Origin of the sequence: Clostridium brassicae (assembly GCF_026738875.1) — a bacterium.
GTDB lineage: Bacteria > Bacillota > Clostridia > Clostridiales > Clostridiaceae > Clostridium_H > Clostridium_H brassicae.
The window spans coordinates 1-16400 of record NZ_JAPQFJ010000036.1; the positions used below are offsets into that span (position 1 = coordinate 1).

Sequence of the window (16400 nt, forward strand, 5' to 3'; positions counted from 1 at the left end):
TTTATTAATGATGCACAATTTTCTCCTATAGCTTTTTCTATTTCTCCTATTTTAGGTGGTTGAAGTTCTATCATTGGTTTTGACTCTTCAACTATATAATCTATTTCTGAAACATGAATAAATGAATCTCCTAATGTTCTAGGCATTTGATCATTAACTTGTGCAATAACAATCTTTGCACATTCTGCTGCTGCTTTAGTATAGTCAACTGATACACCAAAACTACAATATCCATGTTCATCTGGTGAACTTACTTGAATTAAAGCAACATCTACTGGCATATAATTTTCTTTAAATAATTTCGGTACCTCATGGAAAAAGCAAGTAGTGAAATCAGCTCTTCCTGCTTCAACAGCTTCTCTTGTACTTCCCCCTACAAAAATAGCATTATGTCTAAAATGTTTTTCCATTCCAGGTTTAGTATATTCTGCGCCACCCATAGCTACCATATGCACTATTTCCACATCAGAATAATTATCCTTATTTTCTACCATTGCCTCTATAAGTGATAAAGGCTCTGCACAGGCATGTCCTGTAACAACCCTATCTCCTGATTTTATCTTTGAAACAGCTTCTTTTGCAGTTACTAGTTTACTTCCATAGATTTCTTTCCAGTCCACTTTCTTATCCTCCTATATTTTAAAATCATGCTATAACTATATTTTTATAAAAGAGGATTCTTTACTTCAGGTGAAGTTTTTATTTTATCTGAAGCTTAGAAGCCCTTATCCAAAATTATATCAATACTTAACTATCTATATATGTTAGTAATTTGATATATTGGATAAAAGGGTGGGCATATACCCACCCTTTAATACATTAAGAATTAAAAAATGGTTTTTAATAACTATTTCACTCTAGCAATTGCTTTAGCAAGCTTTTTCTTATGAGCTAAGTTTGCTTGTCTTGCTATCATTATTCTTTGAGCTTGTGGTGAACCTGCTCCATGCATTGACTCTGTTCTATATCCTACTGCTGCTGTTCCTAATGTAATATTTTCTATTAATCTTAAAACTCTCATTCTATTTTCTGTTGATACTGAAGATACACCAACTAAATATTTTTCTACATAGTGTCCTACTTCTTTACTTCTAAAGTCTTTTTCTGATGGCATTGTTACCATTAATCCACCTGCTATGTCTTCTGCCAGTCTTGCTATTTCATATGGGAATCTTGTTACGTTTTGTTTACATACATTCGCAAGTAAAAGATCTATTAAGTAGTTACCTGATTCAGTTTTATGTCCTTCTGCAGAACATGCTATTCCACAGGCATATAATGTTTCATTTAAGTGTGTCATTTCTATTAATTTATCTTTTATGTGTGTAGCCTTAGCAGCTCCATTATAGTCAGCAGCTAATGCAGAAGCTCCTATTAATACATCGCCAACTCCTACTTTACATCCACCATAACTTTGTCTATGATATCCTGCAAATCTTTCAACTAACATTCCTGCATATTCTGTTTCTCCATTTAAGAAGATTCTTTCATTTGGAACAAATACATCATCAAATACCACTAAAGCTTCTTGTCCGCCAAAGTTAAAGTTACCTACATCTATATCTGCTCCTTCTTCCATCTTTCTTGTATCACAAGATTGTCTTCCCATGATTATAACTATTCCTTCGCTATCTGTTGGAACCGAGAAAGATATAGCATAATCTTTATCTTCTGGTCTCATAGCTATAGTAGGCATTACTAATATTTCATGAGAATTTGTTATACCTGTTTGGTGAACTTTTGATCCTCTAACAACTACACCATCTTCTCTTCTTTCTACAATTCTTAAATATAAATCTGGATCTGCTTGTTTGCTTGGAGAAAGTCCTCTATCTCCTTTAGCATCAGTCATAGCTCCATCAACTGTTAAATCATTTTTTTGTACATATTCCATAAATTTTTTGAATCTTTCATGATAGCTTGTACCATATGCTTTATCAATTTCATAAGTTGTGCTATATTCAGCATTAAAAGCATCCATACCAACACATCTTTGGAAACAAGCTGCTGTTTTTTGTCCAAGTAATCTTTGCATTTTAACTTTTCTGATTAAGTCTTGTGTATTTTGGTGTATATTTGTAAAACGATTAACCTTCTCACCAGTTAGATGTGAAGTCGCAGTCATTAAATCTTCATATTCAGGCATTTGTGCTAAGTCATAAGTCATTTTTACTGAGTTTAGAGATGGACGAAGTACTGGGTGATCCACTACATTTTCTATTTTTTCTCCAAACATATAAACATTTAAATTAAGTTTTTTAAGACTTTCTACATATTGTTCTCCTGTCATTAAAGCCATTATTAATCATTCCTTCCATCTTTGTTTTTTATCACTATGTTTTAAATTTAGCAATGTTCATGCCAATTTTTAACTTGATTTTTAGTTAAATTATTATTTAATTAATTTCATACTTAGAATATCATTTTTTTATACCATATACAACTTATTTTATATCGTATTTTGTTCTAATTATGACATTAATTTCATTTATCTTTTGTTTGTTTAATAATTAACTAACAATCGCATGTTTTTATTTTATTTTTTTATAAATTTTTAATTGTCTTTTTTTTAACTATTTTATATTATACATTGCTTTCAAGGCTTCTTCAAGCATTTTATTTATAATTTCCTTTTAAAAAACATTATTTTTTTAAAGGATAAATTACATTTTTGTTGCATTTTAGCAACAAAAATTGATATTTTTTTAACATTTTCTTGTTATATCCCTCCATTTTTATCAATCCGCATCTGTTGTTGCATCTAAGCAACTTGTTTCATTATTGCAACAGATTTATTTGCATATTTTAAATATATGGTTTACAGAACCTTTATTAATAGTTTAAAGGAACTTTCTTAAGGATATCTGTAATTTTAATATATAGTGCTATATTTCATATTAATAACAAAAGGCTATTATTAAAGAAATTGTAAGTTATAATAATTTCTTTAATAATAGCCAACATAGCATAAATAATAAAAACACCTAAATTAATCATCTAACATTCCTTTAATATTGAGAGAACACCATCTGACAAGTTCGTTTAATACTAAACTTCCATCCCATGGAAAATCATATAAATTCATATAACCCACCTTAGTAACTCTATCAACACCCATTCTAGTAACTTTATCACTAAATTCTAATGTTTTATTAACATTTTTAAAGGCGATCCCTACACACTGTATTCTAGGTGTAATTAAATTAATAACATCAAATACAGAACTAACCTCTTTCAAAAATATAGTCCTTCCATGTACCGGTTCCTCTAACTTCATTTCATTGTCTATTAATATAGTATAATCTAAACCTTTACTACAATATAATGATTTTTCTAAACTTAATCCATATTCCCCTCTTTTATTTATTATCTTAGCAGCTACATATTGCTCAAGATTATTATTAGGATACCTTCTACTAATCTTTTGAAATATATAAGCTAATTTTTCTGCCACCATATCAATAGATATATTACTTTTCTCAATAAACAAAACTTGAGGAGATGAACAAGCTTTTTGATCAAAGGCAATGATATCCATAACCAAATTTTCTAGACAATCATCTATTTCCTGACTTGCCAAAACTTCTTTATCAAAAACAGAAAAAGAATATTTAGGTCCAAATATCAAATCTTTACAAGTAGTCTTTTTAGGCAAAGTATTTATAGCATTAACTGCCTCTTCTCCACCCCATGCAATTCTTCCATCTCCCAATAACGACATAGATGAATTCAAATCTTTATTTTGACTTTCAAAATATACAATACAAATATTTTTTAATAAATCTTTTGATGAATAAACTTTTTCTTCAACCTGAACTTCTATATCGTCCAATAATTTTAGTATACTTATAACTTCCCCTATACTGTTTTGAGGAACTCTAAGAAGATTGGTATTTTTGCCTAAAAGTCCATGAAAAGCAGAATAAATAGATAATGTAGGAACATTTCCGGCAATCCAATGACATATAGTTCCTCTTGGTTGAGCTTTTATATATTTTGCTTCATCAACTTCTATAAACTCATCTAAAAATTTTCTATTGCCAAAACTTGTTTTTAACAATCTATTTATATTATTTTTTTTCAAATAAAATGATAAATAAGGTACTCCCTCTATTCTTAAAATATTTCTATTAGATGAAAGCCTTTTGCTATACTTATCCATAATAAGCACTAAAGCCTCTATAGGCATAGAAACAATGCTCTTATTGCTTAATTTTAAGATGCTATTTATCTGATTAAATTCTTCAAAAACAATGCCCTCTTCATAAAATTGTCCATCAAGAATATAGCATTTTATCATTTTCTCTTCTCCCTTTCAGCAAAAGTATCTCCGCACCCTCTTATTTCAGCTTTTTCAACTCGAGATTTAAATTTAAAATACTTTCCTTTTCTTCCACACTTACAGTCATCTATTCCTACAAGCTCTCCAATATCTTCTGTTAAAATAGCCTGTGATGGATAACTAGATCCTAGTGTACTCATAACTTCTATAAGTCCTGATTCTCCAACATTAACCTCTTCTAGACTTACTATATCTCTTATTATAACTTCTGCAAAATCCGGAACATGCTTATATCCACATTCACAATCTATAAATACTACCCCAACTTGTTCTACCATACCATAAAAATCAATTATATTATTTGGACTAGTATTTAAAACTTCTGCAGCACTTTTAGAAAATTCTTTCTTTTCCACTTTCTCAGATATAAGTTTCTTCCATCCTCCACTATGCAAAAGTTTTGCTTTTGGCAAATCAATCTTTATACCTTTTTGTTTTAATATATTTACAAATTTTGACCAAACTATATAAGTGAATCCATAAATTAAAACTTCTTGATCTTTATATTTTTTTTGAAACTCTAGAAGTCTGTCTACATTTATCTCTAAATTACCATTATGGTTATCCATAACATATACTGTCTTACTAGCAAAAACACTAACACCTCTCACCGCAGCTCCTCTTGCAGTCATAGTAGAGGATTTTTTATTTATATCCTCACTGTCTATTACAAGCATAGGTCTACGTTTTCCCCCAAGAAAATTCTTTAGTGTAGATATTAGACCTTGAGATTGACGTATAGAAGTCTTTTTATCTAAGTAAATTTTACTAGGCATACCTGTAGTCGTGGCACTGGAATTAAGAATTCTAATTACTTCTTCATCTGTACAAGTTTTAAGATCAAAATTTTTAAACATATTTACAGGTATATAGGGAACTTCCTCTAGTGTTTTTATATTATCTATATCAACACTCATTTTAGTATAAAGACTTTTTATATTTAGATTTTTCATATTATTCTTAAGTTGAGGTTTAATAACTCCGACCAACATACTTTCTTTTTCATTTTGAGCTATTTTAAACTGCTCCCCTAATATAATATCATCAACAAAATTATCCTTATCCATTGACTTCACCTATTTTTCTCTTTTACTTTCTTCCATTTCTTTTAATTTACCAAACAAAATTTTCCCAGAAGAATTTTTAGGAAGTGAACTTAAAAATTCTACATACTTTGGTATTTTGAAAGAAGCAAGTTTTTCCTTACAAAAATTTTTTATATATTTTTCATCAATATTAGTATTAGTACCTTTGAGCACAACAAAAGCCTTAATGGCTTCCCCTAACATATCATCATACACACCAATAACAGCGCACTCAATCACTTCAGGAATTTCAACAATTATATCCTCGATCTCTTTAGGACTTGTTCTATTTCCTCCACTTTTAATAATATTCTTTTCCCTAGATACTATATATATATATCCATCTTCATCTACAGTGGCCAAGTCACCTGTATAAAGATAGCCATTTTTCAAAATTTTTACAGTTTCTTCTTTACTATTAAAATAACCCTTCATAATATTTTTGCCTCTAGCTACTACTTCCCCTATTTCTCCTGGTTTTATTTGATTACCATACTTATTAATTACCTTAAGTTCAGTTCCAGGTATTCCTTTTCCTATAGAACCTATTTTCTCATTAATAAGTTTAGGAGGTAAATAGGATAATCTAGCTGTAGCCTCTGTCTGACCATACATTATATATATATCAGTATTAGGTAGAGTTTCTAATAGATCATTTATAAATACATTTGCTAGTTTTCCACCTGCTTGAGTTATATATCTCAAAGATGGGAATTTCATATTTTTAATATCTGTCATCCTTAATAATATTTGATAAGTACTTGGTACTCCAGCAAAGCTCGTACATTTATACTTATTTATATCTTCTAATACAATTTGTGGAAACATAAATCTATTATTTATGACCAAACTTCCTCCAACTCTGAAATGAGTATGAAGAAGCGATGTTCCATAGCAATAATAAAAAGGAAGTACAACTTCTACTCTATCTTCTTCCGTAAGTGATAAATATTCAACAATAGAATTAGTATTATGGATTAAATTGTTATGAGTTAACATTACCCCTTTTGGTTTAGAAGTGGAGCCAGATGTGAAAATCATCACAGCTGTGTCGTCCCCTTCTATATTTTCAAGTACAACTTCTTCCTTTAAATTAGGGATAAAATTCTCTACACTATCCTCAGTAAAAACCTTTATACCTTCCGATATTATATTTTGTATCTTGTTTTTATATTTTTGCTGTACAAATACAATCCTTATATTTAAAATATCTAAAATATATTTTATTTCATTCTTACTTAAAGATGGATTTACTGGCACACAAATAACACCTTTTTTTATAATTCCGAAGTAAGAATTAATAAAAAAAGTAGAATTATCTGAAATAAGAAGTATACTATCATTTTTTGTAACTTTTTCTTCTTTTAATATAGACTCTATCTTTTGTACTCCACCGTATATTTCTTTGTAGCTTATTTCTTTTTTATCTATTAGAGCAATTTTATCTAAATTAGATGAAAATTCAAAGATATAATCTGTAAAAATCATAGCTCTACGCCATACTTAACCATTATTTTCTTTATATCACCTATAGTATACATTCTTGATACATCAATTACTTCCATAGCTATTTCAAATTCTTCTTCAAGTTGTGTAACTAATTCAACATGGGCCATTGAATCCCAAGCTTCTATATCATCTGGACCTAGTTCATCACTTAAAGTTTCCATATCTCTGATCTCAAAAACCTCACATATTATTTTGTTTAACTTTTCTAAGTTGCTCATTTTTATTCCTCCTAATTTATAACTATAATATTAAATTTATATAAGCAAAAACCATGCCACCAATTCTTTATTTTATCTATCATTTAGCTTTTTATTGAATCCTCTGCTCATATTTTTCTGAATATTTTTTTCTTTTTCTAACAAATGTAGATGCATCTATACCCAAAGCTTTAGCAGCTCCTCTTACATTTCCATATTTCTCGAAGGCTCTTTTAATCAACTTATATTCTAGTTGTTCTACTCCTGTCTTTAAAGGAATTATACCCTCCTCTAAATTAACTCCATAATCATTAAAAGATGTCCTATATTTGTCAGGTAAATCACTTAAGGTTATTTTTTCTTTGTCTGTCATTACAACAAGCCTTTCTACAGCATTTTTAAGTTCTCTAACATTTCCAGGCCAATTATATTCATAAAAACATTTAAGAACATCAGAATCAAAATAATCATTAAGACCGTATTTCTTGTTAAATTGGGATAAAAAATATTTTATCAAGGCCATTATATCCTGTTTTCTATCTCTTAATGGAGGAATTAGAATAGGTACAACATTTAACCTATAATATAAATCTTCTCTAAAAGTTTTTTGCGCTACCATTTCTTCTAATTCTCTATTTGTAGCAGCTATTATTCTAACATCAATTTTTATAGGCTTTACTCCTCCTATTCTTGTTACCTCATTTTTCTGCAAAACTCTTAATAGTTTAACCTGCATATCCAAAGGCAACTCACCTATTTCATCTAAAAATAAAGTGCCCCCATCAGCAGCTTCAAACAAACCTATTTTCCCATCTTTATTAGCCCCAGTAAAGGCTCCTTTCTCATAACCAAAAAGTTCTGCCTCTATAAGAGAATGAGGAATAGCACCACAATTTATCTCTAAAAATTGTTTATCATACCTATTACTATTTTTATGTATATATTTAGCTATTTCCTCCTTACCTACTCCCGTTTCACCTAAAATCAACACTATAGTATCAACTTTAGCAACTCTATTAGCGAGTTTTATAGTTTCCAACATTTTATGATCTTCCACAACAATATCTTCTGTATTCACTAAATTAGCTCTCATCAGTTCTAATTCGTGATAATACTTTTGTGCAATCTCTTTATTTTTTTCTAATAATTCTTCCATTTCAGCCAATGCTGTAACATCTCTAACATTTGTTACTACTAATGAGATTTCACTATTTTCATTAAAAATAGGATTACTAGATATCATTACTTTTCTTCCACTTTTATATTTTTGTTGTATGGTAACACTATCACCACTCTTTAATACAATCAAGGTTGCCGATTGAGAAATATACCCTTCTTCTTCTAAATCTCTCATATTTCTCCCTAGCATATCTGCTCTTTTTAATCCTGTTATATCTTCATAGGATTTATTTATTCTTAAAGTATTGGCTTCACCATCTGTTATGTATATACCATCATAAGAAGATTCTATTATTGAATCCATATCATCCCATGTAAGTTTGTATCCTTTTGACTCTTTAACTCCTGTCTCTCCTGAAATTTGTTTCAACTTATCTTTATCCATAATTTTACCCCCCTTCTTTTTAAACGGAAATATATTTTAGGATAAAAATATATTTAAATAAAATTATACACTTATTATATCACCAACATATCATATTAGTATAACTCGTCTTAAATCCAAACAAAGATATAAATTAATTTTACTATAGGCATCCTTAATATTGCTAACGTAATTTTACATTTCACATAATACACAACTTTCGTATAAATAACAATATTATGCTTATTAGGACATTAATTTAAGGAGAATAGAATATGATTAAGTTTACACCTGAAAATAAATCTAAAGTTACATCTACACCTAAGGAGATTTGTATAACTTTAACTAATAATGAATTTAAAACTTCTTCTAAAATTAAAATGTATCTGGATGATAAGAAAGTCCATAGCAAATTTGCTAAAAATAAAATATATTATTCGCCCAAAAAAAAGCTTCCTGCTGGTTCTCATAATGTAAAAATAATAATAGTAGACAATAATAGAGAGTATGTTATCCAGTGGCAATTTTATATAGATATAAAAAAATCAAAACATAATAATTACAACTTTTATTTGGGAAACCCTCATTCTCATACTTCTTACTCAACAGGTAAAGGAACGCCATCTGAAGCTTTTAAGTATGCATTTAAAAAAAATTTAGATTTTTTAATAATAACAGATCATTCTAGCAGATTTAGAAACACTTCAAAATGGGAAGATACAAAAAAAGAAACAGATAACTTTAATAAAAATTATAATAAATTTCTGGCCTTAAGAGGATTTGAAGTTACCTCTAATAGATTTGGACATTTTAACGTATTAGGAACTAATGGATACTACAGGAAAATTAAAGACTTCAATTCATTTACCAATTGGCTATATAAAGAAGATACTAAGACTATCGTTTGTATAAATCACCCTCATAAATATATAGAATCTTTAGATTACAATCCTCATCTAGATAAATTTATAAATTTTATAGAAGTAGGGAATGGCGATCTTAATAATAAATATCTAAAAGGAGAAAAATATTATTATAAGTTATTAGACAAAGGCTGGCATTTAGGTGCTATAAATGGACAAGATAATCATAAGCATAACTGGGGTGACAGTGACAATCTAACTGTAGTAATTTCTAAATCCTTAAAAACTGATGATTTTATGGAAGCTCTAGAAGAAAGAAGAACGTATTCTTCAGAAAGTAGAACATTGAACCTTTCTTTTAAAGCTAATAATTATTGGATGGGAAGTATCATTCCTATAAACAAAAAAATAAATTTCAATATTAAAATTGAAGATAAGAAAAATCCTATAAATAAAATAGAACTTATATCTAACGATGCCAAAATCATAAACTCTAAAAAAATTTCTAAAAAAAAGAAAGCTAAATGGGATTTTAGCTTAAACTATAAAAAAAATAAATGGTATGTTATAAAAGTTATTTATGAAAATGGATTTTGCGGAATTTCTTCACCCATCTTCACTAAAACCGAAAATAATCCAGTATTTTAATAAATTGTGTAATTTTTATAATTTACAAAAACAAAAGCCTATATCTTTAATTATCATTCACATTAGATATAGGCTACCTTGTTTAGTCATATTGAATTTGTCTATTTTCAAAATGTACTGGTTTTAGCTGGCAATGCTCTGCCATTTTTAAAGCTATTTTAAAATTTTTACCTACACTTTCCACATTATGAGCATCTGAACCTATAGTTATATATTTTCCACCTAATTCTTTATATCTATTATATATTTTAATAAGATTATTTACTGCCTTTTCATTTTCTAATCTTCTAGTATTTAACTCTATACATATTTCTTTGTTAACTAATGTCTTTAATACATAATCTATATGTTCCTTAAATTCTTCATAATACATCTCTTTATCTTCATATTTGGCACATCTTGATAAATAATCTATATGACCTAAACTATCTATAAAAGGATGAGTGTTTATGCTATCTGCTATTTGTATAAAATATTCTTCATAAAATTCTTTCTTACTTTTATTCTTATATAATTCATCTGCATAATATAAATCAATATCATACATATCATGAACAGAGCCTATCACATAATCAAATGGATAATTTTTGCATATATTTCTATAATCATCAATATAGTTTTTGCTCATACCTATTTCTATACCAAGAAGTACTTTTTCATCTCTAAAAGGATTATATTTTTTAAAATACTCTTCTTCATTAAACCTAAATTTACTTTTATCATGAAAATTCAAATCCATATGATCTGTTATTATAATTCCTAAATCATATTTTCTACTTTCAATTATAGCTTCTTCTATCCCCATTTTGGAATCTGTAGAAAATTCACCATGCATATGAGTATCAAACATAATCATTCCTCCTAAAAATGGCAAAACAACTTGTGTTTTGCCATTTTTTATAATATATTGTACATATTATCTTAAATATACCTTATTTTTTCTTCTTCTTTTTTTTATTATTATTAATTACTTCTATATCTTTATTTTTATTTACTCTCTCTGGCTTAGCCTTACTTCTTATAATAGTACTGTTTTTATTGTTATTATTTCTATTGGAAGATGAGTTTTTAGTAAACCCAACTATATCCATAAACCACAAGAAGAATATAAGAAATATACATGTTTGAACATAATATAAATAACTATTCCTAAGACCAGGCCATGCTAACTGAGGTATAAATAATACTACAAGAGCAGCAATAAGCGGAATCCATTTATTTACTTTTATATTCTCTAATACATAAACCTTAAGTACATTATAAATAAAAATTGTTATAATAACCAATGCCAGCATCGGTAAGAAAGCTTTAAAAAACGCAGCCATGCTATTTCCTCCTTTTGTCTAATTATCTATTTTATTATACATTGATTTACATGTATATATCAAGTTTAAATATCTACTATTCTTAATATATACTCTATACATTAATTATCCATATAATTTTATATAAATACTATATATAAAATTATGATAAATTTATATTGTTTCATTTTTAAATTTTTATAGTACTTCAAATTAAACATATATTTAAAGTAATTTGACAATTTAGCTTTAGAAATGTAAAATTTATGAGTTAACTAAAAATATTTATTTAAAGCATACTTTATTTTAATAAATATATGCTAAATTTTTTGATAAATTATTATTTTCTTTGTTATAATGTTATTACATATTACACATTTTGAGGTGATTATTATGGATTTAAAAATAAATGAACTTGATGATTTAGATATTCAAATTTTGGAGATATTAATAAAAGATTCTAGAACCCCTTACTTAGAAATCGCAAGAAAATGTCATGTAAGTGGTGGTACTATACATGTTAGAATGAAAAAAATGGAAGATATAGGCATAATTAGAGGAACAAAACTTATATTAGATAATACAAAATTAGGATATGATGTTTGTTGCTTTATAGGTATCTTTTTAGATAAAGCTTCCTCATTTAATAAAGTTCTTAATCAATTAGATCAAATAAAAGAAGTTGTAGAATTACACTATACCACTGGTGAATATTCAATTTTTATAAAGGTCATATGTAAAAGCATTTCTCATTTACAAGATTTGTTAATGAATAAAATTCAAGTAATTTCTGAGATTCAAAGAACAGATACCTTTATATCTTTATCTCAACTAATTGATAGAAATATACAATTTTAAATTATAGTTAATAAATAATTTTTTAAACATAAGCTTGTATTAAATGATATAGATTATATAATCTGTATCATTCAACTAATTTTTTTATATTTTAACTAATATTTTTGTATTTTAACTAATATTTTTTTTAAAATTGTAAATAATAATTCTAAACAAATTATTTACAAAGGAGATGTAGTAAATTTATGAAAACTTTGGATGTTACTGCACTTATATTAGTTATTATAGGAGCTATAAACTGGGGTTTAATAGGCTTTTTTAGATTTGATCTTGTAGCTGCGTTATTTGGAGAAATGTCAGCACTAAGTAGGATAGTTTATTCTTTAGTTGGTATAGCTGGTCTATATGCTATTTCTTTCTTAGGAAAAGATAGAGAAACACGTGAAATCAAATAATTTTATCATTAGTAATATTTTATTTATCTATTAAAAGCCCACTTTTTATGTGGGCTTTTTTAATAAAATAATATTATCCCCATCTATAAACTATTATTATTTATTATTTTCATCCATTCTTAAAGCAACCTTTCTCAGTATGTCCACCTCATTTCAAGTTATGAGGTTTATTGTATACTAAAATTTATATTTGGGACATAATCACATGTGTTATATTAAGACATTATCATATATCAATCAGAGACATATGAAATTGTACGAAAATTTGCTTGACTAAATCTAATTCATGTATTATAATTCTTTACAAGAATAAAGTTGAAAATCGTTGATCAGGAAGAGTAACTTTAGAATTTAGTTTCAGAGAGTTGAGGATGGTGGAATCTCAATACGATAGTTCTCTAGTGAATGGCCCTGTTAGATGTAAACCGAAATCTAAATTATTTTAGAAAGTAGTATTTACCGTGTTTCGCATGTTATAGCGATAGGATATGTTAGTATCTGAAAAAGATATATTTAGCTTTTGTTTAGTACATATTAATTAGTTAAATATAAGATAGGTGGCACCGCGAATATATTTCGCCCTATATTTTTAATATAGGGCGATTTTTTATTGCAAAAAATTACTTAAAGGTGGTGAGTTAATATGTTGTGAAGGAATCAGCTTTTCATATGGGAAATAATTAAAAATTATCAAATATTTTATAAAACAAAAGGAGATATTACTATGAATAAAAATACTATGATGAATTTAAATTTAAAAAAACATATCATTAACTCACTTTTACTAGCAATAGGTCTTATACTAAAAGAACTTGTCCCACCATTATTATTTGGAATGAAACCTGACTTAATGCTAGTTATAATGTTTATAATTATATTAATAAATCAAGACTATAAAACAACACTACTTACTGGAATAATATGTGGAATAATAACTGGGGCAAGTACAACTTTTCCTGGAGGCCAAATTCCAAACTTTGTAGATAAAATTGTATCATCCCATATTATGTACTTCTTGTTAATGCCAATAATAACTAAATTCAACAATCAAGTTAAGGTTATTTTATGTTCTTCTCTTGGAACCTTATTTAGCGGTTTTACTTTTCTACTATCTACTTCGTTTTTAGTAGGTTTGCCTAGTTCTGCTTCATTCTCAGTATTATTTTTAACTGTAGTTATACCTACCGCTATAGTAAATACCATAGCATCCATAATATTCTTCAATGCTTTAAAAGTAGCACTTACACACTCTAATACAAATATCTTTGAATAATACTAAATTATAACGTGAAAGGAGAAAATTATTATGTCAAATATTAAAAATGGATTTTACGGAGAATTTGGAGGACGTTATGTTCCTGAACAACTTAATAAAATACTAGATGAGGTAAAACAAGAGTTTTACAAATGCAAAAATAATTCTGAATTTATAAATGAATTAAACTATTATTTTAAGAATTTTATAGGTAGACCTTCTCCACTATACTTTGCTCAAAGATTAACACAAAAATTAGGTGGTGCAAAACTCTACCTAAAAAGAGAAGATTTAAACCATACTGGAGCTCATAAAATAAATAATACAATGGGCCAAGTTTTACTAGCTAAGAAACTAGGTAAAAAGAGGATTATTGCTGAAACTGGCGCTGGACAACACGGTGTAGCTACTGCTACTGTTTGCTCTTTATTTGATATGGAATGTATTGTATATATGGGAGAAGAAGACACAAAAAGGCAAGCCCTCAATGTTTTTCGTATGGAACTATTAGGTGCAAAAGTTATTCCTGTTAAACATGGGATGAGAACCTTAAAAGAAGCTGTAGATGAAGCTTTAAATGACTTAATTCAAAATTATAAAGATACTTATTATATGTTAGGTTCTGCTGTTGGTCCTGACCCATACCCAGAAATGGTTAACCATTTTCAATCCATAATAGGTACAGAAGCAAAAAAACAAATTATTGAATTTGAAAATAGATTACCTGATTATTTAATTGCTGCTGTAGGTGGTGGAAGTAATTCTATTGGTTTATTCTCACCATTCTATAATGATAAAAACGTAAAGTTCATAGGAGTAGAACCTGCTGGTAAAGGTATAAATACAGGTATGCACGCTGCAACTTTATGTGAAGGGACACCAGGTATACTTCATGGATTTAAATCCTACGTTCTTCAAAATGAATATGGCGAACCACTTCCTGCATATTCCATTTCCGCCGGACTAGATTACCCTGGAGTTGGTCCTGAACATGCCTTCTATAAAGAAACTAAAAGAGCTAAATACGTGTCTATAACTGACAAAGAAGCTTTAAATGCTTTTCTAGAATTATCTCGTACTGAAGGCATAATACCTGCTTTAGAAAGCTCTCACGCCTTAGCTTATGCTATGAAACTATCAAAAGAATGTTCAAAAGATAAACTTATAGTTGTAAATCTATCTGGAAGAGGTGACAAAGATGTTAATGAAGTTTATGAAATTTTAAAAAATAAATAATCTATTATGTTTCTATTATATAATTTTTTTATTTAATACGGGGAGGAACCATATATGGAGAATCAAAGTAGAGATTCTTGGGGGTCAAGGTTTGGTTTTATAATGGCAACTATTGGAGCTGCAGTTGGATTAGGTAACTTATGGAGATTTCCATACACAGCCTATGCAAATGGAGGAGGAGCGTTTTTATTTCCTTATTTCGTAGCCTTATTAACAGCTGGTGTACCACTTATGATATTAGAGTTTGGGTTTGGAAGTAAAATGAGAGGTGCTAATACATTAGCTTATGCAAAACTAGGTAGAAAATGGGAATGGCTTGGTTGGTGGCCTGTAATGATTCCTTTAATAGTTGTTACTTTCTATTCTGTTATTATATCTTGGTGTATAAATTACTTTGTATTAGCTTTCAAAGGTGGCTGGGGAACTGACCCTAACGCCTTCTTTGGCGGCGAGTTTTTAAAGGTTAGTAGCGGTGCTCTAGAATTTGGTGGTATAAGAGGCAACATAGCTATTGCAGTAGCGATTGTATGGTTTTTAAATTATTATATTACAAAGAAAGGAATTTCAGGGGGTATAGAAAAAGCATGTAAATTTATAACTCCAACATTAGGAATATTAATGCTTTTAATGACTATTAGGGGATTAACACTTCCTGGATCAGCAAAGGGGTTAAATTGGTTTTTAAAACCTGATTTTTCTAAGATAGCTAATCCACGAATATGGATATCTGCATATGCACAAGTATTTTTCTCTACTACATTAGCAGTAGGAGTTATGGTAGCCTATTCAAGCTATTTACCTAAAAAGTCTGACATTGTAAACAATGCATTTATAACAGTTTTTGCAAATGCTAGTTTTGACTTTTTAGCAGGTTTATGTGTATTTAGCACATTGGGATATGCATGTTATGCATCAGGGCTTCCAATGGATAAAGTTATTCAAGCAGGTCCAGGAATAGCTTTTGTAGCTTTCCCAAATGCTATTAATTTAATGCCTGGTGGTCCAGTAGTTAGAGGTATAATAGGAGCTGGATTCTTCTTATGCTTAATAATTGCAGGGATATCTTCAAGTATATCAATGGTAGAGTCTTTTACTTCAGCTTTTTTAGATAAATATATTAATACATCAAGAGATAAATTAGTTAGGAATATTTGCTTAATTGGAT

At 28.4% G+C, this 16400-nt stretch carries 15 protein-coding genes; 6 read left to right on the forward strand and 9 right to left on the reverse strand.

Annotated features, from left to right (window positions below; translation table 11 throughout):
• The 7 genes from OW729_RS18560 to OW729_RS18590 form a co-directional block, all read right to left on the reverse strand.
• A partial coding sequence (locus tag OW729_RS18560) for an acetyl-CoA hydrolase/transferase family protein (protein ID WP_407647711.1) occupies positions 1–620 on the reverse strand: 620 nt, incomplete at its 3' end.
• Between the two features lie 227 nt (positions 621–847).
• The gene (locus OW729_RS18565; RefSeq protein ID WP_268063035.1) at positions 848–2299 is read right to left on the reverse strand and encodes a 4-hydroxyphenylacetate 3-hydroxylase family protein; all 1452 of its coding nucleotides are present in this window, start codon (positions 2297–2299) and stop codon (positions 848–850) included.
• 690 nt (positions 2300–2989) lie between these two features.
• Positions 2990–4300: an acyl-CoA reductase gene (locus tag OW729_RS18570; protein WP_268063036.1), complete on the reverse strand. Its 1311-nt coding sequence runs from the start codon at positions 4298–4300 to the stop codon at positions 2990–2992.
• Positions 4297–5409 (reverse strand): LuxE/PaaK family acyltransferase, encoded by a 1113-nt coding sequence (locus OW729_RS18575; protein ID WP_268063037.1) that lies wholly within the window; start codon positions 5407–5409, stop codon positions 4297–4299. The genes OW729_RS18570 and OW729_RS18575 overlap by 4 nt, the downstream gene beginning before the upstream one ends.
• A gap of 9 nt (positions 5410–5418) precedes the next feature.
• Positions 5419–6915 (reverse strand): AMP-binding protein, encoded by a 1497-nt coding sequence (locus OW729_RS18580; protein WP_268063038.1) that lies wholly within the window; start codon positions 6913–6915, stop codon positions 5419–5421.
• On the reverse strand, positions 6912–7154 hold the full coding sequence (locus OW729_RS18585; RefSeq protein ID WP_268063039.1) for an acyl carrier protein: 243 nt from the start codon (positions 7152–7154) through the stop codon (positions 6912–6914). The genes OW729_RS18580 and OW729_RS18585 overlap by 4 nt, the downstream gene beginning before the upstream one ends.
• 91 nt (positions 7155–7245) lie before the next feature.
• The gene (locus OW729_RS18590; protein ID WP_407647712.1) at positions 7246–8697 is read right to left on the reverse strand and encodes a sigma-54 interaction domain-containing protein; all 1452 of its coding nucleotides are present in this window, start codon (positions 8695–8697) and stop codon (positions 7246–7248) included.
• A gap of 254 nt (positions 8698–8951) precedes the next feature.
• Here OW729_RS18590 and OW729_RS18595 point away from each other — a divergent pair, with 254 nt between their 5' ends.
• Complete coding sequence (locus OW729_RS18595; protein WP_268063040.1) at positions 8952–10187, forward strand: CehA/McbA family metallohydrolase; 1236 nt, start codon at positions 8952–8954, stop codon at positions 10185–10187.
• Positions 10188–10269: 82 nt separating this feature from the next.
• On the opposite strand, the gene OW729_RS18600 is transcribed toward OW729_RS18595, so the two are convergent.
• A complete protein-coding gene (locus tag OW729_RS18600) occupies positions 10270–11040 on the reverse strand; it encodes a histidinol phosphate phosphatase (protein WP_268063047.1) in 771 nt (256 codons plus the stop codon).
• Positions 11041–11119: 79 nt separating this feature from the next.
• Positions 11120–11512 (reverse strand): hypothetical protein, encoded by a 393-nt coding sequence (locus OW729_RS18605; RefSeq protein WP_268063041.1) that lies wholly within the window; start codon positions 11510–11512, stop codon positions 11120–11122.
• Between the two features lie 372 nt (positions 11513–11884).
• Here OW729_RS18605 and OW729_RS18610 point away from each other — a divergent pair, with 372 nt between their 5' ends.
• From OW729_RS18610 to OW729_RS18630, 5 genes are all read left to right on the forward strand, one after another.
• Positions 11885–12349 carry an Lrp/AsnC ligand binding domain-containing protein gene (locus OW729_RS18610; RefSeq protein ID WP_268063042.1) on the forward strand — a complete coding sequence of 155 codons (465 nt, stop codon included), beginning with the start codon at positions 11885–11887 and terminating at the stop codon, positions 12347–12349.
• Positions 12350–12534: 185 nt separating this feature from the next.
• The gene (locus tag OW729_RS18615; protein WP_268063043.1) at positions 12535–12744 is read left to right on the forward strand and encodes a DUF378 domain-containing protein; all 210 of its coding nucleotides are present in this window, start codon (positions 12535–12537) and stop codon (positions 12742–12744) included.
• Between the two features lie 742 nt (positions 12745–13486).
• Positions 13487–14017, forward strand: coding sequence for a tryptophan transporter (locus OW729_RS18620; protein WP_268063048.1), 531 nt, complete (start codon positions 13487–13489; stop codon positions 14015–14017).
• A gap of 33 nt (positions 14018–14050) precedes the next feature.
• Positions 14051–15235: a tryptophan synthase subunit beta gene (gene trpB, locus OW729_RS18625; RefSeq protein WP_268063044.1), complete on the forward strand. Its 1185-nt coding sequence runs from the start codon at positions 14051–14053 to the stop codon at positions 15233–15235.
• A gap of 54 nt (positions 15236–15289) precedes the next feature.
• Positions 15290–16400 (forward strand): sodium-dependent transporter (locus tag OW729_RS18630; RefSeq protein ID WP_268063045.1); only part of this gene is annotated, 1111 nt, incomplete at its 3' end.